The 22,260-nt window shown below is 72.4% G+C and carries 27 protein-coding genes and 2 pseudogenes; 20 read left to right on the top strand and 9 right to left on the bottom strand.

Features of this window, described 5'->3' with window-relative positions:
• Positions 1-33 precede the first annotated feature (33 nt).
• Positions 34-594 carry a GNAT family N-acetyltransferase gene (locus tag OG985_RS12100; protein ID WP_371668301.1) on the top strand — a complete coding sequence of 187 codons (561 nt, stop codon included), beginning with the start codon at positions 34-36 and terminating at the stop codon, positions 592-594.
• Here OG985_RS12100 and OG985_RS12095 read toward each other — a convergent pair.
• Both OG985_RS12095 and OG985_RS12090 read right to left on the bottom strand, forming a co-directional pair.
• Positions 557-913 (bottom strand): DUF6204 family protein, encoded by a 357-nt coding sequence (locus OG985_RS12095; protein ID WP_371668300.1) that lies wholly within the window; start codon positions 911-913, stop codon positions 557-559. The genes OG985_RS12100 and OG985_RS12095 overlap by 38 nt on opposite strands.
• A gap of 127 nt (positions 914-1,040) precedes the next feature.
• A complete protein-coding gene (locus OG985_RS12090; protein ID WP_371668299.1) occupies positions 1,041-1,388 on the bottom strand; it encodes a VOC family protein in 348 nt (115 codons plus the stop codon).
• A gap of 170 nt (positions 1,389-1,558) precedes the next feature.
• On the opposite strand from OG985_RS12090, the gene OG985_RS12085 reads away from it, so the two are divergent.
• Entirely contained in the window at positions 1,559-2,059 is a 501-nt protein-coding gene (locus tag OG985_RS12085) for a phage holin family protein (RefSeq protein ID WP_371668298.1), read from the top strand.
• 142 nt (positions 2,060-2,201) lie between these two features.
• Here OG985_RS12085 and OG985_RS12080 read toward each other — a convergent pair whose 3' ends face one another.
• Positions 2,202-3,158, bottom strand: coding sequence for an LLM class F420-dependent oxidoreductase (locus OG985_RS12080; protein ID WP_371668297.1), 957 nt, complete (start codon positions 3,156-3,158; stop codon positions 2,202-2,204).
• Between the two features lie 335 nt (positions 3,159-3,493).
• On the opposite strand from OG985_RS12080, the gene OG985_RS12075 reads away from it, so the two are divergent.
• The 12 genes and pseudogenes from OG985_RS12075 to OG985_RS12020 all read left to right on the top strand — a co-directional run bounded on the left by OG985_RS12075 (position 3,494) and on the right by OG985_RS12020 (position 11,653).
• Entirely contained in the window at positions 3,494-5,353 is a 1,860-nt protein-coding gene (locus OG985_RS12075) for a transketolase (RefSeq protein WP_371668296.1), read from the top strand.
• Positions 5,350-6,277 (top strand): annotated as a pseudogene (gene ligD / locus OG985_RS12070) (non-homologous end-joining DNA ligase). The gene OG985_RS12075 and the pseudogene ligD overlap by 4 nt, the downstream one beginning before the upstream one ends.
• Before the next feature lie 60 nt (positions 6,278-6,337).
• Entirely contained in the window at positions 6,338-6,703 is a 366-nt protein-coding gene (locus tag OG985_RS12065) for a gas vesicle protein (RefSeq protein ID WP_371674342.1), read from the top strand.
• 61 nt (positions 6,704-6,764) lie between these two features.
• Positions 6,765-7,187: a gas vesicle structural protein GvpA gene (locus tag OG985_RS12060; RefSeq protein WP_371668295.1), complete on the top strand. Its 423-nt coding sequence runs from the start codon at positions 6,765-6,767 to the stop codon at positions 7,185-7,187.
• The gene (locus tag OG985_RS12055) at positions 7,184-7,954 is read left to right on the top strand and encodes a GvpL/GvpF family gas vesicle protein (protein ID WP_371668294.1); all 771 of its coding nucleotides are present in this window, start codon (positions 7,184-7,186) and stop codon (positions 7,952-7,954) included. The genes OG985_RS12060 and OG985_RS12055 overlap by 4 nt, the downstream gene beginning before the upstream one ends.
• A pseudogene (locus OG985_RS12050) lies at positions 7,953-8,222 on the top strand (gas vesicle protein GvpG); the annotation flags it as partial. The gene OG985_RS12055 and the pseudogene OG985_RS12050, both read left to right, overlap by 2 nt.
• Positions 8,219-8,947, top strand: a complete 729-nt coding sequence (locus OG985_RS12045; protein ID WP_371668293.1) for a DNA primase — start codon at positions 8,219-8,221, stop codon at positions 8,945-8,947. The pseudogene OG985_RS12050 and the gene OG985_RS12045, both read left to right, overlap by 4 nt.
• Entirely contained in the window at positions 8,944-10,071 is a 1,128-nt protein-coding gene (locus OG985_RS12040) for an SRPBCC family protein (RefSeq protein ID WP_371668292.1), read from the top strand. Before OG985_RS12045 ends, OG985_RS12040 begins: the two co-directional genes overlap by 4 nt.
• Positions 10,068-10,409: a gas vesicle protein gene (locus OG985_RS12035; RefSeq protein WP_371668291.1), complete on the top strand. Its 342-nt coding sequence runs from the start codon at positions 10,068-10,070 to the stop codon at positions 10,407-10,409. Before OG985_RS12040 ends, OG985_RS12035 begins: the two co-directional genes overlap by 4 nt.
• Complete coding sequence (locus OG985_RS12030) at positions 10,406-11,188, top strand: GvpL/GvpF family gas vesicle protein (RefSeq protein ID WP_371668290.1); 783 nt, start codon at positions 10,406-10,408, stop codon at positions 11,186-11,188. The genes OG985_RS12035 and OG985_RS12030 overlap by 4 nt, the downstream gene beginning before the upstream one ends.
• Positions 11,185-11,367, top strand: a complete 183-nt coding sequence (locus tag OG985_RS12025; protein WP_356041409.1) for a gas vesicle protein — start codon at positions 11,185-11,187, stop codon at positions 11,365-11,367. Before OG985_RS12030 ends, OG985_RS12025 begins: the two co-directional genes overlap by 4 nt.
• A gap of 1 nt (position 11,368) precedes the next feature.
• Complete coding sequence (locus tag OG985_RS12020; RefSeq protein ID WP_371668289.1) at positions 11,369-11,653, top strand: gas vesicle protein K; 285 nt, start codon at positions 11,369-11,371, stop codon at positions 11,651-11,653.
• 61 nt (positions 11,654-11,714) lie between these two features.
• Here the strand turns inward: OG985_RS12020 and OG985_RS12015 are convergent, their stop codons facing one another.
• Together OG985_RS12015 and OG985_RS12010 are read right to left on the bottom strand one after the other, a co-directional pair.
• Positions 11,715-11,885 carry a hydrophobic protein gene (locus OG985_RS12015; protein WP_371668288.1) on the bottom strand — a complete coding sequence of 57 codons (171 nt, stop codon included), beginning with the start codon at positions 11,883-11,885 and terminating at the stop codon, positions 11,715-11,717.
• A 42-nt stretch (positions 11,886-11,927) separates the two neighbouring features.
• Positions 11,928-12,770 carry a methyltransferase domain-containing protein gene (locus OG985_RS12010; RefSeq protein WP_371668287.1) on the bottom strand — a complete coding sequence of 281 codons (843 nt, stop codon included), beginning with the start codon at positions 12,768-12,770 and terminating at the stop codon, positions 11,928-11,930.
• Between the two features lie 177 nt (positions 12,771-12,947).
• Between OG985_RS12010 and OG985_RS12005 the strand changes: the two genes are divergently transcribed.
• Both OG985_RS12005 and OG985_RS12000 read left to right on the top strand, forming a co-directional pair.
• Positions 12,948-14,567 (top strand): ABC-F family ATP-binding cassette domain-containing protein, encoded by a 1,620-nt coding sequence (locus OG985_RS12005; protein WP_371668286.1) that lies wholly within the window; start codon positions 12,948-12,950, stop codon positions 14,565-14,567.
• Between the two features lie 164 nt (positions 14,568-14,731).
• Positions 14,732-15,010, top strand: coding sequence for a DUF6158 family protein (locus tag OG985_RS12000; protein WP_371668285.1), 279 nt, complete (start codon positions 14,732-14,734; stop codon positions 15,008-15,010).
• 33 nt (positions 15,011-15,043) lie between these two features.
• On the opposite strand, the gene OG985_RS11995 is transcribed toward OG985_RS12000, so the two are convergent.
• Genes OG985_RS11995 through OG985_RS11980 form a run of 4 tightly spaced genes read right to left on the bottom strand, consistent with a single transcriptional unit; the run spans position 15,044 to position 17,176 of the window.
• Positions 15,044-15,595, bottom strand: a complete 552-nt coding sequence (locus tag OG985_RS11995) for a type 1 glutamine amidotransferase domain-containing protein (RefSeq protein WP_371668284.1) — start codon at positions 15,593-15,595, stop codon at positions 15,044-15,046.
• A 60-nt stretch (positions 15,596-15,655) separates the two neighbouring features.
• Positions 15,656-16,327: a diguanylate cyclase gene (locus tag OG985_RS11990; RefSeq protein WP_371668283.1), complete on the bottom strand. Its 672-nt coding sequence runs from the start codon at positions 16,325-16,327 to the stop codon at positions 15,656-15,658.
• Positions 16,324-16,794: a CBS domain-containing protein gene (locus tag OG985_RS11985; protein ID WP_371668282.1), complete on the bottom strand. Its 471-nt coding sequence runs from the start codon at positions 16,792-16,794 to the stop codon at positions 16,324-16,326. The genes OG985_RS11990 and OG985_RS11985 overlap by 4 nt, the downstream gene beginning before the upstream one ends.
• Entirely contained in the window at positions 16,784-17,176 is a 393-nt protein-coding gene (locus tag OG985_RS11980) for a DUF2795 domain-containing protein (protein WP_371668281.1), read from the bottom strand. The genes OG985_RS11985 and OG985_RS11980 overlap by 11 nt, the downstream gene beginning before the upstream one ends.
• A gap of 293 nt (positions 17,177-17,469) precedes the next feature.
• On the opposite strand from OG985_RS11980, the gene OG985_RS11975 reads away from it, so the two are divergent.
• The 4 genes from OG985_RS11975 (at position 17,470) to OG985_RS11960 (ending at position 22,169) form a co-directional block, all read left to right on the top strand.
• On the top strand, positions 17,470-18,273 hold the full coding sequence (locus OG985_RS11975) for an RNA polymerase sigma factor SigF (RefSeq protein ID WP_371668280.1): 804 nt from the start codon (positions 17,470-17,472) through the stop codon (positions 18,271-18,273).
• A gap of 514 nt (positions 18,274-18,787) precedes the next feature.
• Positions 18,788-19,510 (top strand): hypothetical protein, encoded by a 723-nt coding sequence (locus OG985_RS11970; RefSeq protein WP_371668279.1) that lies wholly within the window; start codon positions 18,788-18,790, stop codon positions 19,508-19,510.
• 212 nt (positions 19,511-19,722) lie between these two features.
• Complete coding sequence (locus OG985_RS11965) at positions 19,723-20,970, top strand: aminotransferase class I/II-fold pyridoxal phosphate-dependent enzyme (protein WP_371668278.1); 1,248 nt, start codon at positions 19,723-19,725, stop codon at positions 20,968-20,970.
• Complete coding sequence (locus tag OG985_RS11960; protein ID WP_371668277.1) at positions 20,967-22,169, top strand: MBL fold metallo-hydrolase; 1,203 nt, start codon at positions 20,967-20,969, stop codon at positions 22,167-22,169. Before OG985_RS11965 ends, OG985_RS11960 begins: the two co-directional genes overlap by 4 nt.
• Positions 22,170-22,260: the final 91 nt, after the last annotated feature.

The raw sequence follows: 22,260 nt of genomic DNA, 5'->3' as shown, positions 1-22,260 counted from the left end.
CCCCTCCGCAGGTGACCGCCGTAGGGTGACCGGGTGCCTCATCACACTTCCCGCTATCTCGCCGAGGGCCCCCGGGTGGGGATACGCCACTTCACCTACGAGGACGGCGCCGAGTTCACCGCCCGGGCCCGGGAGAGCAAGGACCTGCACCATCCCTGGCTCTTCCCGCCGGACCGGGTCGCCGCCTACACCGCGTACGCGGGGCGGCTGATCGAGGATCCGGCCCGGGCCGGGTTCCTGGTGTGCGAGAAGGACGGCGGCGGCATCGCCGGGTTCATCAACATCAACAACATCGTCGAGGGCGGCTTCCAGTGCGGGGCCCTCGGCTACGGGGCCTTCGCGCACGCCGCCGGGCGCGGGCTGATGCGCGAGGGGCTGGGCCTCGTGGTCCGCCACGCGTTCGGGCCCATGCGCCTGCACCGGCTGGAGATCAACGTGCAGCCCGGCAACGCCGCCTCGATCGCGCTCGCCCGCGGCTGCGGCTTCCGCCTGGAAGGCTTCTCGCCCGGCATGATCTTCCTCGACGGTGCCTGGCGCGATCACCAGCGCTGGGCGATCACCGCCGAGATGACCGGGCCGCGGACTTCCGGTTGACCTTCATCGTGTCCAGGTCCGTGACCGTCGACCTCAGCTCGCCGAAGCCGTGACCGAGCCCGCGCAGCGCGGTTTCGGCCCGGTCCTCCGCGATCGCCCCGGCCATCTCCTCGCCGTCCGCCGCGTCCGACACGACGACGTACCGCATCGAGAAGTGCTTGAGCGGCGACGGCTCGTACGACAGCGTGCCGTCCTCGGTGAACCGCATGCTCGTCAGGCCGTGGTCGGCGGCCTCGGCGAGCAGCCGGGCGCGGGCCTCGTCGGTGAGTCCGTCCCACGTGCCCCGGACGATCACCCGGTAGGTGTGCTGCTCGCTCATCCGCTGTTCCCGATCCCTCACGCCGTCGTAGCCCCCCGACCGGGCCCGACTGTACGGCGGCGGGGCAGGGCCGCGCGCGGAATATCGGCGCCGGGGAGCCGAGCCGGCCCGCCGGGTCGCGAAGGGGCTACGGTCCGCGGTCCACGTACTCGTACACCGCCCCGTCCGGGTGCATCGCGATCAGGTTGCGGCCCGCCGGTGTCGCGACCGGGCCCGCGATGATGCGGGCGCCCAGCTCGCTGAGCACCTCGTGGGCCTCTTCGACGTCCTTGACGGCGATCGTCGCGGCGACCTTGCGCAGCAGCTCCAGCTCGGCCGCCGGGCCGCTCATCAACAGGAAGCAGCCGACCGCGGCCACCTCGACGCCGCCGCGCTCGAAGCGCAGGGCCGTGCCGCCCGCCAGCCGTTCGTAGAAGGGGACCGCGGTCTCCAGGTCGTCGACGCAGACGCGCAGCGTGGCTCCCAGAATGTCCATGAGGACAAGCCTAGTGCCGGGCAGGCAACGTTTGCCGGGCGTCGCGACGGGGCGAACGTTGCCTGTTGCGGCACTAGTTGGGGGACACGGGAGTGGGGAGGGGTGGGCGAGGCCGTGCGGGGGGCGGAAAGAGGGGGCCTCACGCGCCGATTGGCGGGTATCCGAGAGGCATGGACCGCTTGGAACATCTGGAGCATCTGGACCGTCAACTCGTCGACGAACTGGCGCAGGTGGCGCGCGAGACCGTGCGCGACGAACTGCGCGAGCAGACCCGCAAGCAACGCCGTACGGCAGGGCTGTACGCCGCGTCCGGCGCCGCAGCCCTGTACGCGGGCGCGGCCGTCGCGCTCGCCGTGGGCCTGGCCCTCGCCCTCGGTCTGCCCGACTGGGCGGCCGCGCTGATCACCGCCGTGATCCTGGGCGCCGTCGCCTACGCGCTGCGCGAGGCGGCCCGGCCGGGCGGAGCACACGCGGGACGGTTCGGCGCGGGCCGCGAGGCCGTCGCCGGTGACGACCGTGTCGCGGGTGAGCGGCAGGTTCCGGACCCCGCGGTGCCCGCCGCGCCGACCGGCACGCCCGTTCCGCCCATGCCCGCCGCCCCGCCCGCCCGTCCCGGCACGAGCCCGGCCGAGGCCGGCGCCGACCCCGAACCGCCGCACCGGCCGGCGTGACGCCGTACGGGCAGTACGGGGAAATCACGGCGCGACGGGAGGGCGAAGAGCTCCCGTCGCGCCGTTCGTTCGTGTCCGTGTCGTTCGTGTCGTCGGTGTCGTCCGCGTCGTCCGCGTCGTTCCCGGCTTGGGCCCGGGAGGCTCAGCCCTGGAGCTGCGGCAGCACCTTCGTGCGGTAGAAGTCGAAGAAGCCTCGCTGGTCGGCGCCGATCTGGTTGACGTAGACGCGGTCGAAGCCCGCGTCGGCGAAGGCGGACAGCGCGGCGACATGCTCGTCGACGTCGTCCCCGCACACCGACTTCTCCCTCACCATCTCCTCGGTGACCAGTGGCTGGAGCTGCTCGAAGTGCCGCGGCGAGGGCAGGATCTGACCCATCTCGCCCGGCAGCAGCTCGTTGTACCAGAGCTTGCGGACGGTCCGTACGGCCTCGTCGCGGTCGGTGCCGTAGCAGACCTTGGTGCCGCCGCTCACCGGCTTGGCGCCCCCGCCGCCCTTGCGGAACTGCTCGACCATCGACTCGTCCGGCATCATCGTGACGTAGCCGTCGCCCACCCGCGCCGCGAGCTTCGTCGCCGCGGGGCCGAAGCCCGAGACGTCGATCGGGACGGGCTCGTCGGGGACCGTGTACAGGCGGGCGTTCTCCACCTTGTAGTGGGTGCCGTAGTGGCTGACCTCCTCGCCGGTGAACAGCCGGCGCATCACCTGGATCGCCTCCTCCAGCATCTCCAGGCGTACGTTCGCGGGCGGCCAGACATGGCCGAGGATGTGCTCGTTGAGGGCCTCGCCGCTGCCGACGCCCAGCCGGAAGCGGCCGTTCGTCATCACGGCGGCGGTCGCCGCCGCCTGGGCCACCACCGCGGGATGCATCCGCACGGTCGGGCAGGTCACCGCCGTCCCTATCGGCAACGACACCGCCTCCGAGATCGCACCGATCACCGACCAGACGAAGGGGCTCTGCCCCTGTGCGTCGTTCCACGGGTGGTAGTGGTCCGAGATCCACAGCGACTGGAAGCCGGCCTGCTCGGCCATCCTCGCCTGCTCGACCAGATCGGCGGGGCCGAACTCCTCGCACGACAGGAAGTAGCCGTATTCGGGCATGGGGGTACCTCCGGTGACTCCGCTGCGGAGGCGGGTCGGGAACTCCGCGACGGGGGGACGGATGGGTCGCCGCCCGGGTACCCGGCGTCCCCCGCGGAAACCGGCCGACGTTTGGGTGCCCCGCCCAGGGGGACGCGGAAGGCTTGCCGGCCCCGAAGCGCCAGGAGCCGGCCAGTCAGAGCCCGCCAGGACACGACCCCGCCCCGAGCCCGCCGAGCACCGACCGGGCTCCGGGCCCAAGCCCCCCGTTCCCGGCCCGGCGGTCAGCCCGCCGGGACTCCGGGACCCGTCAAGCGGTCCGGCGGTTCGTCGGACGCGCTCGTGGAAGGAGATTCATGAACACCGCTGAACTCGTCGAACTGGGCCAGCAGTTGCGCGTGGACAGTGTGCGTGCCGCAGCCGCGGCGGGCTCAGGGCACCCGACCTCGTCGATGTCGGCCGCCGACCTGATGGCCGTACTCCTCGCCAACCACTTCCGCTCCGACTTCGAGCGCCCCGAACACCCCGGAAACGACCGGTTCATCCTCTCCAAGGGGCACGCCTCGCCCCTGCTGTACGCCGCCTACAAGGCGGTCGGTGCCATCGACGACGCCGAACTGCTCACCTTCCGCAAGCTGGGCAGCCGTCTCGAAGGGCACCCGACGCCCCGGCGGCTGCCGTGGGTTGAGACGGCCACCGGCTCGCTCGGGCAGGGGCTGCCCGTGGGGGTCGGCATCGCATTGTCCGGCAAGCGGCTGGACCATACGGGCTACCGCGTGTGGGTGCTGTGCGGGGACAGCGAGATGGCCGAGGGCTCGGTCTGGGAGGCCGCCGAGCACGCCGGCCACGAGCACCTCGACAACCTCACCGCGATCGTCGACGTCAACCGGCTCGGCCAGCGCGGCCCCACCCGGCACGGCCACGACCTCGACGCCTACGCGCGCCGCTTCCAGGCCTTCGGCTGGCACACCGTCGAGATCGACGGGCACGACGTCGACGCGATCGACCGCGCGTACGGCGAGGCGAGGTCGACGACCGGCCAGCCGACCGCGATCATCGCCCGCACGCTGAAGGGCAAGGGCGTCGCCGCGGTCGAGGACCGCGAGGGCCAGCACGGCAAGCCGCTGCCGGAGGCCGAGGAGGCGATCGCCGAACTCGGCGGCCCGCGCGACCTCCGCGTCCGGGTGCACGAACCGCCGACCGCCCGCATGCTGCACGCCGTGCACGGCGACGGGCGGATCGAGCTGCCCCGCTTCGACAAGGCGGAGCACGAGAAGGGCGTCGCCACCCGGGACGCGTACGGGCAGGCGCTCACCGCGCTCGGCAGCGCGCGCGGCGACGTGGTCGCCCTGGACGGCGAGGTCGGCGACTCCACGCGTGCAGAGCTCTTCGCCAAGGAACACCCGGACCGCTACTTCGAGTGCTACATCGCCGAGCAGCAGATGGTCGGCGCGGCGGTGGGCCTCGCGTCCCGCGGCTGGGTGCCGTACGCCGCCACGTTCGCGTCCTTCCTGACCCGTGCCCACGACTTCATCCGGATGGCCGCGGTCAGCGGCTCCGGCATCAACCTCGTCGGGTCGCACGCGGGCGTCGCCATCGGGGAGGACGGGCCGAGCCAGATGGGCCTGGAGGACCTGGCGATGATGCGGTCGGTGTACGGCTCGACCGTGCTGTACCCGTGCGACGCCAACCAGACCGCCCGGCTGGTGGCCGAGATGGCCGGCCTGGAGGGCATCCGCTACCTGCGCACCTCGCGCGGCGCCGGGCCGGTGATCTACGGACCCGACGAGGAGTTCCCGGTCGGCGGCAGCAAGGTGCTGCGCTCCTCGGAGCGGGACCGGCTGACGATCGTCGCCGCGGGCGTCACCGTCCACGAGGCGCTGAAGGCCGCCGACGCCCTCCGGGACGAGGGCGTCCAGGTCCGGGTGATCGACCTGTACTCGGTCAAGCCCGTCGACCGGCCCACCCTGCGGCAGGCCGCCGAGGAGACCGGCTGCCTGCTGACCGTGGAGGACCACCACGAGGAGGGCGGAATCGGGGACGCCGTCCTCGACGCCTTCACAGACGGGCGTCCCGTACCCCGGCTGGTGCGTCTCGCCGTACGGACGATGCCGGGCTCGGCCTCCCCGGACGAGTCGCTGCACGCCGCGGGCATCGACGCCGAGTCCATCGCGGCGGCGGGGCGGCTGCTGGTGGAGGAGGCGGTCGTGCGGTGAGCGGCGACGACGTCCGCACGGTGCGGGCCGGGCGGCGGACGGTGCGCGTGCACCGGCCCGGCAAGGTGCTCTTTCCCGGCGGCCGGGACACGAGGGAGTACACCAAGGGCGACCTCGTCGACTACTACCGGGCCGTCGCCCCGTTCATGGTGCCGCACCTGCGTGGCCGTCCGCTGATGCTGGAACGGCATCCCGACGGTGTGGACGGCCCCCGCTTCATGCAGAAGAACACCCCGGAGAGCTACCCGGACTGGATCACCCGCGTCGAGGTCCCCAAGGAGGGCGGCACCGTCTGCCACCCCGTGTGCGACGACACCCGCCACCCTGGTGCACCTCGCCGACCAGGCCGCGCTGACCCTGCACCGCTGGCTGTCCCGGGTCGGACACCTGGACCGGCCCGACCGGATGGTCTTCGACCTCGACCCGGCCGGGGACGACTTCTCGGCGGTGCGCTCGGCGGCCCGGCTGACGGGGGAGCTGCTCGACGAGCTCGGTCTGCCCTCGGCGCTGATGACCACCGGTTCGCGCGGCCTGCACGTGGTCGTGCCGGTCACCGGTGGTGACGACTTCGACGCGGTGCGCGAGTTCAGCCGGGCGGTGGCCGACACCCTCGCCGCCGCGCACCCGGACGAGCTGACCACCGCCGCCCGCAAGAAGGACCGTGGCGACCGGCTCTATCTCGACGTGGGGCGCAACGCCTACGCGCAGACCGCGGTCGCGCCGTACAGCGTCCGCGCCCTGCCCGGCGCGCCCGTGGCCACCCCGATCACCTGGTCACAGCTGGACGATCCGGCCGTCCACGCCCGCCGCTGGACCGTCGCCGACGCCGTCGAACAGGCCCGGACCAACCCCTGGGCCGAGGTGATGCGCGGCGGCCGCGCCCTGGGTCCGGCCCGGCGCAGGCTCGACAAGCTGCGCGGCTGACGCACCCACCGCAGAAGGTTTGGCCATCCGCATCGCGGCCACACGGAGTGAGAGGTGGCCATGTCGAACACAAAGAGCACACCAAACTCTCACGATTCAGAGAATCAATCCAAAAAGGACGAAGAAGGTACGGAAAGCACTGTGACGGATGACCGGCCCAAGCCCATCGAGGTGCTGCGCAGCGCGCGCTCGCAGCTCGCCGAACTGACGGGCATGGAAGCCGAGACCGTGTCGTCCTTCGAGCAGACGCCGGACGGCTGGTCGCTCGAGGTGGAGGTACTGGAGCTCGCCCGTGTGCCCGACACGATGAGCCTGATGGCGACCTACCAGGTGGACCTCGACCGGGACGGCGCCCTCACCGGCTACCGCCGTGTCCGTCGCTACGAACGCGGGCGGTCCGACACACGAAGGCCCGGCGGCCGCTAGGCCGCCGACCCCCCGCGCGCACACCCACACCCGAAACCACGGAGAAGGAGGCTCGGTCGGCATGACCGTAGTTCCGGCACAGCAGGGCGGCGGCGGAGGCGGCAGCAGCGGCCTCTACGACGTTCTGGAGCTCATTCTCGACAGGGGGCTCGTCATCGACGCATTCGTACGCGTGTCCCTCGTCGGTATCGAGATCCTGAAGATCGACGTACGTGTCGTCGTGGCCAGCGTCGACACCTACCTGCGCTTCGCCGAGGCGTGCAACCGACTCGACCTGGAGTCCGGTCCGCACAAGAACCCCGGTCTCCCCGACCTGGTCGGCGAGATGACCGAATCCGGCGCGCGCGGCAAGTCCAAGGGGGCGCTCTCCGGCGCCGCCGAGACGATATCCGGCGCCTTCAAGGAAGCACGTGAGGAGCGGCCGGAGCCCAGGCCACGGGCCCGCAAGTCCACGGCCGCACGCAGGAAGGAGGAGGGGGAGTGAGTACGTACGTCTACGCCATCACCGCCGCCTCCCATCCCTCGCTGCCCGACGGGATGGACGGCGTCGGCACTCCGCCGTGCCCCGTGCGCATCCTCAAGGAGGGCGAGCTGGCGGCCGTCGTCAGCGACGCGCCGGAGGGACTGCGCCCCAAGCGCAAGGACCTGCTCGCGCACCAGAACGTGCTGAGCGAGGCGGGTGCCGACGGCTGTGTGCTGCCCATGCGGTTCGGCAGCGTGGCCCCGGACGACGCCTCGGTCACCGGGGTGCTCGCCGAGCGGGCCGAGCACTACAAGGAGCGCCTGGCGACGCTGGACGGCAAGGTCGAGTACAACATCAAGGCCGTGCACGACGAAGAGGCCGTCCTGCACCGTGTGATGTCCGAGAACCCGGAGATCCGCGCCCTGACGGAGGCCAACCGGCAGACCGGCGGCGGCTCCTACGAGCAGAAGCTGCAGCTCGGCGAAATGGTCGTCGCGGCGGTCCAGGCCCGGGAGGCCGAGGACGCGGCCGAGGTGCGCAGCGCCCTCGAGACGCTGGCCGACGCCGTGAGCGTGGGCCCCGAGTCCTCCGGCTGGCTGGCCAACCTCTCGTTCCTGGTGGACCGCGGTGCGGCGGAGGACTTCCTCGCCGCCGCGGAACAGGTCCGCGCCGCCCACCCCCACGTCGACCTGCGGGTCAACGGTCCGCTGCCGCCCTACAGCTTCGTCGAGCCCGGCCCCGCCGAGCCCGCGGGCACCACGATCGGGGCCGACACCAGTCAGGAGTGATCCCGTGGGACTGATCGGAGAGGTCCTGCTGCTGCCGTTCGCCCCGGTGCGAGGCAGTGGATGGGTGATCAAGCAGGTACTGAACGAGGCGGAGCGCCTCTACTACGACCCGGCCACGGTCCGGGCCGAACTCGGCCGGCTGGAAGAACGGCTGGAGGCCGGCGAGATCGACGAGGAGACGTTCGACCGACAGGAGGACGAGCTCCTGGACCGGTTGGAGATCGGACTGCGCGGTGGCGCGGGGACAGGTGACGGGACAACACGATGAACCGAGTGGGAATGGGCCTCGCCATAGGGGCCGGATATCTTCTGGGACGCACGAAGAAGCTCAAATTCGCCTTCGCCGTGGGCTCGCTCGTGGCCGGCAAGCGCATGCACCTCAGCCCACGGGCCATCGCGGACCTGGCCTCCGAACAGCTGCTGAAGAACCCGCAGTTCAAGGAGATCGGAGACCAGCTGCGCCAGGATCTGCGCGGGGTCGGCAAGGCCGCCTCCGGCGCGATGGTCGAGCGGCAGGTCGAAGCGCTCGCCGACCGCCTGCACGGCCGTACCGCCGAGGTCCGCGACCAGCTCGCGGGCGTGGTGCCGGACACCGGCCTCGACCCCCGTGACGAGGATCAGGACGACGACCGGGACGACGACCGGGACGAGGACGCCGCCGAGGACTCCGCGGACGACCAGGAGCCGCAGGAGGAGTACGACGAGGACGAGGACTCCGAGGGCGAGGACTCCGAGGGCGAGGAGCCCGACGAGGAGTCCGAGCCGCGCCGCAGGCCGGCCGCGAAGAAGGCCCCGGCGAAGAAGGCCCCGGCGAAGCAGTCCCAGGCACGGAAGGCGCCCGCGAAGAAGACGGCGTCGAAGCAGGCCCCCGCCAAGAAGACGGCCGCGAAGAAGACCGCGGCGAAGAAGACGGCCGGCAAGAAGACCGCGGCGGCGGGCGGCGGCGCCCGTAACGCGAGCCGGCGGCTGCCGAAGGGAGGCGGTGAACGATGAGCGACACCCTCGGATCGGCGCGTGACGCCACCGACAAGGCCAAGAACAACCCGCTCACCGACGTCGCCAGGAGCGAGGCGGTGGACCGGCTGAAGGCCGAGGCGCAGGAATATCTCGCCGCCCAGGCTGAACGCCTGCTGGTCGGGGTGGGACACAAACTCGGTGAGACCACAGGCAAGCTCAACGACATAGCCGAGGGCAACAGCCCCGGCTTCGCGAAACTCGCGCTCGACGGCGGACGCAAGCTCGCCGAGGGCAAGGGGCCGCTGCGCAGCGCCCTGGAGTTGGGGGCCACACGGGCAAAGGACAACGTGATGGGCGCTCTCAAGAACCTCGGCGGCGGCAAGGGCAAGAACAAGGGCCGCTCGGGCAACAAGCCGACCGTCATCCTCGAGTACGTCGACGTGGGCGTGCCGCTGCGCACGGCCTACGACCAGTGGACCCAGTACCAGGACTTCAGCACCTTCGCGAAGGGCGTCAAGAGCGCGAACCGCGCCGACGACGTGACCTCCGACTGGCAGATGAAGATCTTCTGGTCCACCCGCAGCTGGAAGGCGCACACCACCGAGCAGGTACCCGACCAGCGGATCTCCTGGACCTCGGAGGGCGCCAAGGGCACCACGAAGGGTGTCGTCACCTTCCACCGGCTCGACGACAGTCTCACCCGCGTGCTGCTGGTGATCGAGTACTACCCCAAGGGCCTGTTCGAGAAGACCGGCAACATCTGGCGCGCCCAGGGCCGCCGGGCCCGGCTCGACCTCAAGAACTACGTCCGCTTCATCATGTTCAAGAACGAGGCGGAGGACGGCTGGCGCGGCGAGATCCAGGACGGCGAGGTCGTCGTCAGCCACGAGGACGCGATCGCTGAGGAAGAGGAACGCCAGCAGGAGGAGGGGCAGGACCAGGAGGACGCCGCGGCGGAGGACACCGACGAGGAGCCCACCGACGAGGAGCCCTACGACGAGGACGAGGAGGAGTACGAGGGCGAGGAGGAAGAGGAGGCCCCGGCTGCCGAGGACGAGACCGGCGAGGAGACCGGTGAGTACGAGGAGGAGGAAGAGCCGGAGGCGGAAGAGGAGCAGGAGGGCGAGTACGAGTACGCCGACGGCGGTAGCCGGCGATGAGCATGGCAGGGCGCATGCCCGAGCCCTATGGGCAGGGCGGCGGCGCCAACCTCGCCGACATCCTGGAAAGGGTGCTCGACAAGGGGATCGTCATTGCGGGCGACATCCGCATCAACCTGCTCGACATCGAACTCCTCACGATCAAGCTGCGGCTCATCGTCGCCTCCGTCGACAAGGCGAAGGAGATGGGCATCGACTGGTGGGAGGACGACCCGGCGTTGTCCACCCGCGCCCGCCGCGACGAACTCACCCGTGAGAACGCCGAGTTGCGCGAGCGGCTGGCCCAGCTGACCCGGCTGGAGCCCGGCCGCACCCAGGAGCACAAGGAGCCCGGATGACCGGTCTGCGGTACGTCTACGCCGTCTGCCACCCCCTCGGCGCGCCTCTGCAGGCGCAGTTGACGGGGGTGGCGGGCGACCCGCCCAGGATGCTGACCCACCACGGCCTGGTCGCCGTCGTCAGCCATGTGCCGGAGCGGGACTTCGCCGAGGAACCGCTGCGCGCCCATCTGGAGGACCTTGACTGGCTGACCGGGACGGCCAGGGCACACCAGGGCGTGATCGACGCGCTCACCGTCGTCACCACCCCGCTGCCGCTGCGGCTCGGCACCGTCTTCCGGGACGACAGCGGCGTACGCGTGATGATGGAGGAGCGGGAGGCCGACTTCCGGGACACCCTCGACCGCCTTGCCGGGCGGGTGGAATGGGGCGTCAAGGTGTACGCGGAGGCGGAGCCGGAGAAGACCGGCCCGACGGCGGACAGGCCGGCGTCCGGCCGGGACTACCTGCGGCAGCGGCGTCAGCACACCCGGGCGAGCGAGAGCAGGTGGCAGAAGGCCGAGGAGTTCGCGGGCCGGCTGCACACCACGCTCTCCTCGTTCGCCGAGGCCGCCCGGCTGCACGCGCCGCAGAATCCCGCACTGTCCAAGGCGTCGGGGCGCAACGTGCTCAACGCCGCCTATCTCGTGCCGCGCGAGGCCTCCGAGGAGTTCGTGGAACTCGTCGACCGGACCAAGGACGACGACCCGGGACTGCGGGTCGAACTCACCGGCCCCTGGGCGGCCTACTCCTTCGCGGGGGACACGGGGGACACGCGGGATGTGGGGGAGGGGACATGACCGTCGTGGAACGCCGGGAGATCGCCCTCGTCGACCTGCTCGACCGGCTCCTCGCCGGCGGCGTCGTCATCAAGGGGGACATCACCCTGCGCATCGCGGACGTCGACCTGGTCCGTATCGACCTGAACGCGCTGATCAGCTCGGTGAACGAGCAGGTGCCGTCGCCTTGGGGGAACTGACGTGACAGACCGCCGCAACCGGCTGGACCTCGAACCGGACACCGTCGAGCGCGACCTCGTCAAACTCGTCCTGACCGTGGTGGAACTGCTGCGTCAGCTCATGGAACGCCAGGCGGTGCGCCGGTTCGACACGGGCGACCTGAGCGAGGAGCAGGAGGAGCGCATCGGGCTCACCCTCATGCTGCTCGACGACCGCATGACCGAGCTGCGCGACCGCTACGGACTGCGGCCCGAGGACCTGAATCTGGACCTCGGGCCGCTGGGACCTCTGCTTCCCCGGGAGTAGGACTTCCGGGAGTCTGCCTGCGGGGGTGAGACCTGCGCTCACCCACTGCGAACCGCTTGCTTCACCACCTGTACCAGCGGCCCCTGCTTCCGGACTCGCTCGTGCCGCGAACCAGGAATCCGACCACCCACAGGACGAGGACCGCCAGCGCGATCCACCAGAGCACCTTCAACGCGAAACCGGCACCGAAGAGAACCAGCACCAGCAGCAGTACGAGCAGGATGGGAACCATGATCTGAACCTCCTGCTCACCGGGTTTCCCGAAAACAGGCGTTCAGGCGCCCTTGCGGCAGAGAATCTCGCCGTGGAGCACGCTGAACCAGCCGTCCTCCCGCGTCCCCCACTCCCGCCAGGCCGCCGACACCGCCCGCAGTTCCTCCGCCGTCGCGTGGCCGCCCGCGGTGACTCGCTCCGCGTACGCCGAGGCCACGGTGCGCTCGGCCCACAGGTCGCTCCACCAGGCACGCTCCTCGGCGGTGGCGAAGGTCCAGGTGCCGGAGGTGGCCGTGACATCCGTGAACCCCGCCCGCAGGGCCCAGGACTTCAGCCGGCGTCCGGCGTCCGGCTCCCCGCCGTTGGCGTGGGCGACCCGGTGGTACAGGTCCAGCCAGTCGTCCATCCCCGGTGACCCGGGATACCAGGTCATCGCCGCGTAGTCCGAGTCGCGCACCGCGACGAACCCGCCCGGCCTGGTGACCCGCCGCATCTCGCGCAGCGCCTGCACCGGGTCGCCGACGTGCTGGAGCACCTGGTGGGCGTGCACCACGCAGAAGGTGTCGTCCGGGTGGTCCAGCGCGTGCACGTCGGCTACCGCGAAGTCGGTGTTCGTCAGCCCGCGGCCGGCGGCCTCGGCCCGGGCCCGGTCCAGGATGCCGGGGGCGTGGTCGACGCCGGTGACGTGCCCGTCGGGGACCAGTTCCGCCAGGTCGGCGGTGATCGTCCCCGGACCGCAGCCGATGTCGAGGATCCGCATGTGCGGCTTCAGCGAGCCGAGCAGGTAGGCCGCGGAGTTGGCGGCGGTGCGCCAGGTGTGGGAGCGCAGCACGGACTCGTGGTGCCCGTGCGTGTAGACGGCGGTCTCCCGCGGTTTCTGTGGCGTCTCCTGCGACTTCGGCATGACCCGATCCCCTCTCGACGTACCGGCTCGCGGGACCCCGCGGCCCCTCCGGCGGTACGCGTCACCGTACGCCCGCATGTCGCATGATGAGATACGCGTATCGAATACTGGACCGACGGTGCATCGGGTCGAAACGCGCTTGTCCGGCGGCCCCCGCCGACCGCAGACTGACTCCTTATGGGACATCTGGAAGCCGCGCACCTCGAGTACCACCTCCCCGACGGGAGGACCCTGCTCGGCGATGTGTCGTTCCGGGTGGGCGAAGGGGCCGTCGTGGCCCTCGTCGGACCCAACGGGGCCGGCAAGACGACCCTCCTCCGGCTGATCTCCGGCGAGCTGAAACCGCACGGCGGGACCGTCACCGTCAGTGGCGGCCTCGGCGTGATGCGCCAGTTCGTGGGGTCCGTACGGGACGAGACGACCGTGCGCGACCTGCTGGTGTCGGTCGCGCCGCCCCGGATCCGCGAGGCCGCGCGGGCCGTCGACAAGGCCGAGCACGCCATGATGACCGACGAGGACGAGGCAGCCCAGCTGACCTACGCGCAGGCCCTCTCCGACTGGGCCGAGGCGCGCGGGTACGAGGCCGAGACGCTGTGGGACATGTGCACCACGGCCGCGCTGGGCGTGCCCTACGACAAGGCGCAGTGGCGGCAGGTGCGCACCCTGTCCGGGGGCGAGCAGAAGCGGCTGGTCCTGGAGGCGCTGCTGCGCGGCACCGACGAGGTGCTGCTGCTCGACGAGCCCGACAACTACCTCGACGTACCCGGCAAGCGCTGGCTCGAGGAACGCCTGAAGGAGACCCGCAAGACGGTCCTGTTCGTCTCCCACGACCGCGAGCTCCTCGCCCGGGCCGCCGAGAAGATCGTCTCCGTGGAGCCCTCGCCCGCGGGCGCCGACGCCTGGGTGCACGGCGGCGGCTTCGACACCTACCACGAGGCGCGGCGCGAACGGTTCGCCCGCTTCGAGGAGCTGCGCAGGCGCTGGGACGAGAAGCACGCGCAGCTGAAGAAGCTGGTGCTGAACCTTCGGCAGGCCGCCTCCATCAGCCATGAGCTGGCCTCCCGCTACCAGGCCGCCCAGACCCGCCTGCGCAAGTTCGAGGAGGCCGGGCCGCCGCCGGAGCCGCCGCGCGAGCAGGACATCAGGATGCGCCTGAAGGGCGGCCGTACCGGAGTAAGGGCGGTCACCTGCAAGGGACTTGAACTCACCGGCCTGATGAAACCCTTCGACCTGGAGGTCTTCTACGGCGAGCGGGTCGCCGTCCTCGGCTCCAACGGTTCCGGCAAGTCGCACTTCCTGCGCCTGCTCGCCGGCGACGAGGTCACGCACACCGGCGAGTGGAAGCTGGGGGCGCGCGTCGTGCCCGGGCACTTCGCCCAGACGCACGCCCACCCCGAGCTGGCCGGCCGCGCCCTCCTCGACATCCTGTGGCAGGAGCACTCCCAGGACCGCGGTGCCGCCATGTCCCGGCTGCGCCGCTACGAGCTGACCCAGCAGGCCGAGCAGAGCTTCGAGCGGCTCTCCGGCGGCCAGCAGGCCCGCTTCCAGATCCTGCTGCTGGAGCTGGAGGGCGTCACAGCCCTGCTGCTCGACGAGCCGACCGACAACCTCGACCTGGAGTCCGCCGAAGCCCTCCAGGAGGGCCTGGAGGTGTTCGACGGCACGGTCCTCGCGGTCACCCACGACCGCTGGTTCGCCCGCTCCTTCGACCGCTACCTGGTCTTCGGCAGCGACGGCCGGGTCCGTGAGACGCCGGAGCCGGTCTGGGACGAGCGGCGGGTCGAGCGCGCCCGCTGACCGATGCCGGCCGACCGCCCGCGCCCGCCCGGCGCGGCGACTGGTCCCCCGCGGGCGGAGGCCGGGGAGCGGGGATGTTCGTACAGTGGAGGCGGAAGGCGAGATCCGCGGGGCCTGCCCGGACGCCGTGCGAGACAGTGCCGATGGCTGGGTACCCGGACCGCATGAACGCACACGACGAGCGGGACACCACCATGACCGGAGTCGACACCAGCCGGCTGGACGACCAGCAGCTCATGAAGGAACTGGAGAACATCCACCGGACCCGCCACGACACCCTGCTGTACGGCTCCAGCGGCGCGCTGCGCGCCCACAACGACCGTATGGCGCAGCTCGAGGGCGAGTACCTGCGTCGCAACCCGGACCGTCCGGTCGCCGCGGGCCGTACCCGCGAAGGGGCCCGGGAACGCGGCTGCGGGGAGTCGGCGACTCCCCGCACCTGAACGGCACCGGACAGGCGCGACGCCTGCCGGCGGTCAGCGGCCGGCGCCGGCCTCCTGGGCGAACACGTCGAGGAACGCCTCGCCGAACGCCTTCAGGTCGTCCGGCTTACGACTGGTGACCAGCTTGTTCGGGCCGTGGTCGCAGATCTTGACCTGCTCGTCGACCCAGGTGCCGCCGGCGTTGCGGATGTCCGTCCGCAGGCTGGGCCAGGAGGTCAGCACCCGGCCGCGTACGACGTCCGCCTCGACCAGTGTCCACGGGGCGTGGCAGATCGCGGCGACCGGACGGCCCCGGGTGAAGAAGTCCGCCACGAACGCCACGGCCTTCTCGTCCGTCCGCAGGAAGTCCGGATTGGCGACGCCGCCCGGCAGGACCAGCCCGTCGAAGGAGTCGGCGGAGGTCTCGCCCACCACCTCGTCCACGGGGAACGTGTCCGCCTTGTCGAGGTGGTTGAACGCCTGGATCTCGCCGGGCTCCGTCGACACCAGCACCGGCTCGTGGCCGGCGTCCTTCGCCGCCTGCCACGGCTCGGTGAGCTCGACCTGCTCGACCCCTTCGGGGGCGGTCAGAAACGCGATGCGCATGGTCAACGTCCTTTCTGCGATTGCGGGTTCACGTCTTCACGTCTTCACGCGTTCACGTCTTCACGCGTTCACGTCTTCGTGGCGTCGGGAACGCACGGTCCGCGCGCCGTCGCGGCCGGCGCGCTTCCTCCTCGCCCTGGCCGCGCGCCGGCAGCGCAGCAGTTCCTCGCCGTACGGCAACAGCACACAGGCTCCGATCCCGGCCGCGATTCCCGCGAGATAGCCCGGCGACAGCTGCCTGCGACGCGGCACCAGACGCCAGGCGTCCGGATCGTCGCGGCCGCCGCGCAGCAGCGATTTCACCTGGTCCGAGTGCAGGCACATCAGTGCCGCGAGCGCGCCGAACGGCAGCGACTCCAGGAAGCTGTGGATGTGCTGCTCGACGGGCTTGACCTCGCGTTCGCTGCGCACGGCCGTACGCACGTCCCACAGCGCGGTGGCCTCGTGCACGGCCGCCCCGCCCAACTGCACCGACAGCAGCAGGGGGTTGACCTCGTAGCGCAGGGTCAGTGCGATCGGGAGGCCGACCTCGGCCATCATCAGGGAGTGCAGCAGGGACTCCTTCGTCCCCGCGGTGTCCTCGATCCGGGTACGCCGGTGCATGACCCAGTCGGCGAGGCCCGGGACGAACCAGCCCGGCAGCAGTCCGTACAGCAGGTAACGCGTCGTCGCGTCACCGACGTCGACCGTGTTGCCGGTGGCGGCGATCTCGGTGGCCTGGCCCCGGCTCACGCGCCGCTCCGCGGGTCCGGCTCGGGCAGGCCGTCCGCTCCGCCGCCGTTGTCGGGTGCGGCACGGCTGATCTCCGCGAGGACCGAACCGGGATCGTCGGCCTCGGCCAGATCGCCGAGGCTCACCATCCCCACCGGCAGCCCGTCCTCGACGACCGGCAGCCTGCGCACCGCGTGCGCCCGCATCAGCGCCACCGCGGCCGACACGGGGTCGTCGGGGGCCACGACCACGGGATCGGGCGTGCACACCGACCGGACACTCACCGTCTGCGGATCGATGCCCTCGGCGACCGCCCGCACCGTGATGTCCCGGTCGGTGAGCACACCCACGACACGCTGCCCGTCGGCCACCACCACGTCGCCGATGTCCTGCGTGCGCATCAGCTGCGCAGCCTCGACGAGGGAGGCGTCCGGGCGGACCGCGGCCACGCCCGGTGTCATGACCTCCTTCACGAACTCAGCCGTCACCGCCGGACCTCCCTTCCGTCAGCGCCTCGGCCAGCTGCTGGACGTTGGCGAAGCGCTGCTCGCGCGGCAGCGCCTCCACGGCCTGGACGAAGGTGTCGGGCGCGTGCCCGTCGCGCAGGACGCCCGCCAGCTCTCCGGCGGTGGCGGGGAACGGGCCGCGACCCAGGACGCGGGCCAGCTCCAGCCGTACCGCCTCCAGTGAGACCCCGGAACGGCCCGGTGTCACCGGCCCGCCCGCGACCTCCGGGTCGTCGTCCGCGACGGGTTCGGGGTCGTGCCACTCCTCGACCCGCGTGGGGTGCCCGGACCTGAGCAGACCCTGCAATTCGTGCTTCATCTCGTCGTCGCGATGGACGCTCAACCGGTCACTGCCTCGCTGCATGAGAACCCTCCAGATCTTCGGGTGGCCACCGCGTACCCGAGGACGGGACGCCGACACGGGCGGTTTGTCCGGCGACGGGGAGGACCGGCCACGACCGGCCACCGACTTCCCGGGTCTGTTTGTCCCGGAAGGCCGGGGGCAGGCGCACTTCCAGTGCTTCGGACCGGAGGCACGCCCGCAGGAGCGACACGCCCGCCCGCACGGCCGGGACTCTCCGGCACGGCGCAGGCGCACGGCGCGCTCCACGGGAACTGTCCGACACAGAGCACTCTCCTAGGGAGCTGCGACGCACCATGCCGACCCGAGTCAGCGCGAAGCACCACCCGCACGACGACGCCCCCGACACCGCGGAGGCCTTCCGCCAGCTGGCCTCGCTCCCCGCGGGGCCGCGGCGCGACACACTCCGCGAGCAGATCGTCGAGGCCTGGCTGCCCATGGCCGGCCGGCTCGCGGGACGGTTCCGCAACCGCGGCGAGAGCAACGACGACCTGCGCCAGGTCGCGGCCCTCGGGCTGCTGAAGGCCGTCGACCGGTACGACCCCGAGCGCGGCAACGCCTTCGAGAGCTACGCCGTGCCCACCATCACCGGTGAGATCAAGCGCCACTTCCGTGACCACATGTGGACCCTGCACGTGCCGCGCCGGGTGCAGGACCTGCGCAACCGCGTACGGCGCGCGGGCCAGGAGCTCTCCCAGACCGTCTCGGGGCGCGAGCCGACCGTCGCCGAGATAGCCGAGCAGGCTCAGTTGAGCGAGGAGGACGCCCGCGCCGGACTGGAGGCGCTGGACAGCTTCAGCGCCCTCTCGCTGGACGCGGAACTGCCCGGCAGCGGGGACGGCTACTCCCTGGGCGACGCGCTCGGAACGACCGATCCCGCGCTGGACACGGTGGTGGACCGTGCGGCGGTCGCGCCCCGTCTGGCGGCGTTGCCCGAGCGGGAGCGGGCCATCCTCTACATGCGGTTCTTCGCGGACATGACGCAGAGCCGGATCGCCGAGGAGCTCGGGATCTCGCAGATGCACGTGTCCCGGCTGATCAGCCGGTGCTGCGGTCGGGTGCGCGACCAGGTGATGCGGGACGCCGCCGCTCGGCCGTGAGCGGGCCGGGCCGTGGATCTCAGCGGTCGACGCGGCCGTAGCGGCCGTAGCGGCGGTGAAGGCCCTGGCGGGGGTGGAGGCGACAGCGGGGTGCGGGCGTCGCGCGGTGGAGGCCGTAGGGGTGATGCAGGCCGTCTCAGCGGTGTAGCCGTCGCCGCGGTGGAGGCTGTAGGGACGGTGCAGGCCGTCTCGGGGGGTCGTAGGTGGTGTGGGCTGTCGCGGCGGTGAGGTCGTGGGGTGGTGCGGGCTGTCGCGGCGGTGGAGCCCGTAGGGGCGGTGCAGGACGTCTCGGCGGTGTAGGCCGTAGGGGTGCGGGTTGTTTGCGGGGGTGCGGGCCGTGGCGGCCGGGCGCGTGGGTTCCCGCGCTTGCCGGAAGTCCGTCGGGTCACCCACTCGGCCGCCGCCGTCCCGCTAATGGGGTCCGGCCGCGCGCGACCCGGCGCCGGGCGGGCTGTGATGGCTGCGGGGGCACGAACGCCGTGTCCCGCAGCCGTCGGCCGAAGGAGCCCACCCCATGCGCCGCACCGTCCGTGCCCTGTCCGTCGCAGCCCTGGCCAGTGTCGTCCTGGGCTTCGCCGCCTCGGCCGCCTTCGCGGACCCGGCCGCGGAGGTCGGGCCGAGCAGCGTCTCACCGGGCGGCAGCGTCACCGTCTCGGTGTCCTGCGACACCATGGGCGTGTCCGCGCCCGCCGCCATCGACGCCACCTCGCAGGCCTTCGAGCAGGGCACCGTCAAACTCCAGCAAGTCCCCGGCGGCGACAGCCAAGTCCCCGGCGCCGACAGCGAGGTGGCCGCGCTCGCCTACCGCGGCACCGCGCGGATCTCGCCCGCCACCGGCCCCGACGGCGACCCGAACGCGGTCGGCCGGGACTCGGCGTGGACCGTCGACGGCAGTTGCCCCGCCGCATCCGGTGGGCAGGGCAAACAGTGGAGCGCCACGTTCGACGTGCCCAAAGAGGGCGGCAAGCAGTGCGCCGAGGCGGCCCCAGGCCCCTGCGATCCCGGCAAGCAGTGCGCCGAGACGGCCACCCACCCCTGCGAGACCGGCGAGCCGTGCCCGGAACCGTCCGGCGAGTCCTGCGACGCCACGGTGATCCAGCGTGGGGTGCGCGCGGGCGAGGGCGGCTCCCTCACCGGCTCCGTTCCCGCCCTCGTCGCCGGCGGGCTGCTGATCACGGGCGGACTCGGCGCCGCCGCCCACCGCATCCGCCACCGGAACTCCGACCCGACCGGCTGACCCCACCCTCGCCCACGGCACCCATGTGACGGGCACAACCCCGGCCGACACCCATGGGCTCCCGTCTCCCTGGGTACTCAGAGCCCGAGGGCGCGCCTCCTCCCGTACGACCCACGCCCGACGGCCGCCACCTGGCGGACGCCCTCGCCCGAAGGACGGACAGCAGCACAGCCCGCACCGGTCTCATCCCCGAAGCCGCACCGGAGGTACGGATGCCGCGGAGCGCCCCGCAGGGACACGGCCCCGTGCGCTACGGCCCGCCGATCCCCGAGGACGGGCTGCCCGTGCTTCCCGAACTGGCCGCCGTGCTCGCCCGGTCCGCGTCCCGGCCCCAGAGCGAACCCGTCGGCGGGGGACCCGCCCTGCTGGCCGCCGCGTGCGGCTACTGGGACCGGCGCGGTCTGCCCGCCGAGCCCGACCGCGTGGTGGCCGCCCCGGGCGCGCCCTCCCTGCTGCTCGCGCTGACCGCGGCGCTCGGCGGCGACGTGCTGGTGCCCCGGCCCTGCGCGGCCTGGTGGGCGCCGTACGCCCGCCTGCTGGGCCGGCCCGTCTTCCATGTGGCGACACCGGCCGAGTCCGGTGGGGTACCGGATCCGTACGCCCTCCTCGAGACCGTCCGCCGTATCCGGACCGAGGGCGGTGACCCGCGCCTGCTCGTGCTGTCCCTCGCCGACGACCCCACGGCCACCGTGGCGCCGCCCGAGGCGCTGCACGCCGCCGCCGAGGCCGCGGCGGCCGAGGGGTTGTACCTGGTCAGCGACGAGACCTGGCGCGACACCCTGCACGCCCCGCACGACACCGTCCTGCTCAGCCCCGCCGAGATGCTCCCGGGCCGCGTCACCGTCGTCACCGACCTGGCCGGCGCGCTGCTGCCGCCCGGCTGGCCGGCCGCGGCGGCCCGCTTCCCGGCGGACGAGGAGGGGGCCGCCCTGCGCGAGCGGGTGCTCGACGTACTCACCGCGCTCGGCGCCCGCGTCGCCGGACCGGTCGCCGCGGCGGCCGCGCACGCCCTGACGGAGCCCGAACCGGTCACCGCGCGCGTGGCCGCCGCGGTCCGCCTGCACGCGCCCGTGGCGGCCGCCGTGCACCGCGCGCTCGTCGCGGCGGGCGCCGTGTCCCGGCCGCCTCAGGCGGGCCGCCACCTGTACGCCGACCTCGGCCCCCTGCGGGGCGCGCTCGCCGCACACGGCGTCGGCGACGCCCAGGAACTGGAGGACTTCCTCGCCGACCGGCTCGGCATGCCCGCGCCCGGCGGCCACCGCTTCGGCGACGACCTCGGCGCCCTCCGCGTCCGCCTGTCCACGGGCCCGCTGCTCGGCGACACGGACGAGGAACGCGCGGAATGTCTCAGGTCCCCCTCACCGTTGGAACTGCCACACGTGCAACGCGCGTTGGTCCAGCTGGAATCGGTCTTCGACGATCTCCGCGACGACGCTCAGCGATGGGAGCCTCCTCGATGACGCAGCAGTCCGAGTCGACCACCACGAGTACCGCCACGAGTACGGCCACGAACAACACCCCGACGACCGCCGCGGACACGACCAGCGCGAGCAACACCGCCGCCTCCAGTACGTCCACCGCCAGTGCGTCCCCCTCCGGTGCGGCGGCCACGCCGCCCGTCGCGCTTCCGCCTCCGTATCCGTCCCCGCCCTCGGTCCCGCCGCTCGCCGAACCCCGGCCGTTGGGCGAGCGGCGGGTGTGGCCGCGGACCTTCCACGACCGCCTCACCGCACCGCTGCCCGGCCTCAGGTCCATGGCCCGCTTCGCCCGCGAGGGCGCCGTACGCCCGGGACGCGAAGGCCTCGCCGACATCCCCCGACTGCCCTTCGCGCCGGGTCCGCTGCCCCGGGTCGAGGCCGACACCGTCGCCGTCTCCTGGGCGGGGCACGCCAGTTGGGTCGTACAGATCGGGGGGCTGACCGTCCTGACCGATCCCGTCTGGTCCCGCCGGATCCTCGGCACCCCGGCGCGCATCACCCCCGTCGGAATCGCCTGGAGCGCCCTGCCGCGCGTCGACGCGGTCGTCATCAGCCACAACCACTACGACCACCTGGACGCCCCCACCCTGCGCCGACTCCCGCGGGACACACCGGTGTTCGTGCCGGCCGGGCTCGCCGGCTGGTTCCGCCGCCGCCGGTTCACCGCCGTCACCGAGCTGGACTGGTGGGAGGGTGCCGAACTCGGCGGTGTCCGCTTCGACTTCGTCCCCGCCCACCACTGGTCCAAGCGGACCCTCACCGACACCTGCCGCAGCCTGTGGGGCGGCTGGGTCCTCACCGCCCCCGACGGGCAGCGCGTCCACTTCGCCGGCGACACCGGATACGGCCACTGGTTCGCCCGCATCGGACAGCGCTACCCGGGCATCGACCTCGCGCTGCTGCCCATCGGCGCCTACGACCCCCGGTGGTGGCTCAGTGACGTCCACTGCAACCCGGAGGAGGCGGTGCGGGCCGCCCAGGACCTCGGCGCCCGCCGTATGGCTCCCATGCACTGGGCCACGTTCGTCCTGTCCGCCGAACCCGTCCTCGAACCCCTCACCCGGGTACGGGCCGCCTGGGCGAAGGCGGGCCTGGCCCCCGACGACCTGTGGGACCTGCCGGTCGGGGGCTCACGCGTCCTGCCCCGGGACGTTCTCCAGCCCCGCGTCGGGCGCCGGTAACCGCCCTGCCGTCGACCGAGCCCGACCGCCCGGCCCGGCAGCGGGCGGTCGTCCGCCGGACGCTCCGACCCGGCGGGCGCTCCCACTCGAC

This window comes from Streptomyces sp. NBC_00289 (assembly GCF_041435115.1).
GTDB lineage: Bacteria > Actinomycetota > Actinomycetes > Streptomycetales > Streptomycetaceae > Streptomyces.
The sequence above is the reverse complement of the archived record's forward strand: the minus strand, read 5'-3'. Positions and strand labels throughout refer to the sequence as shown.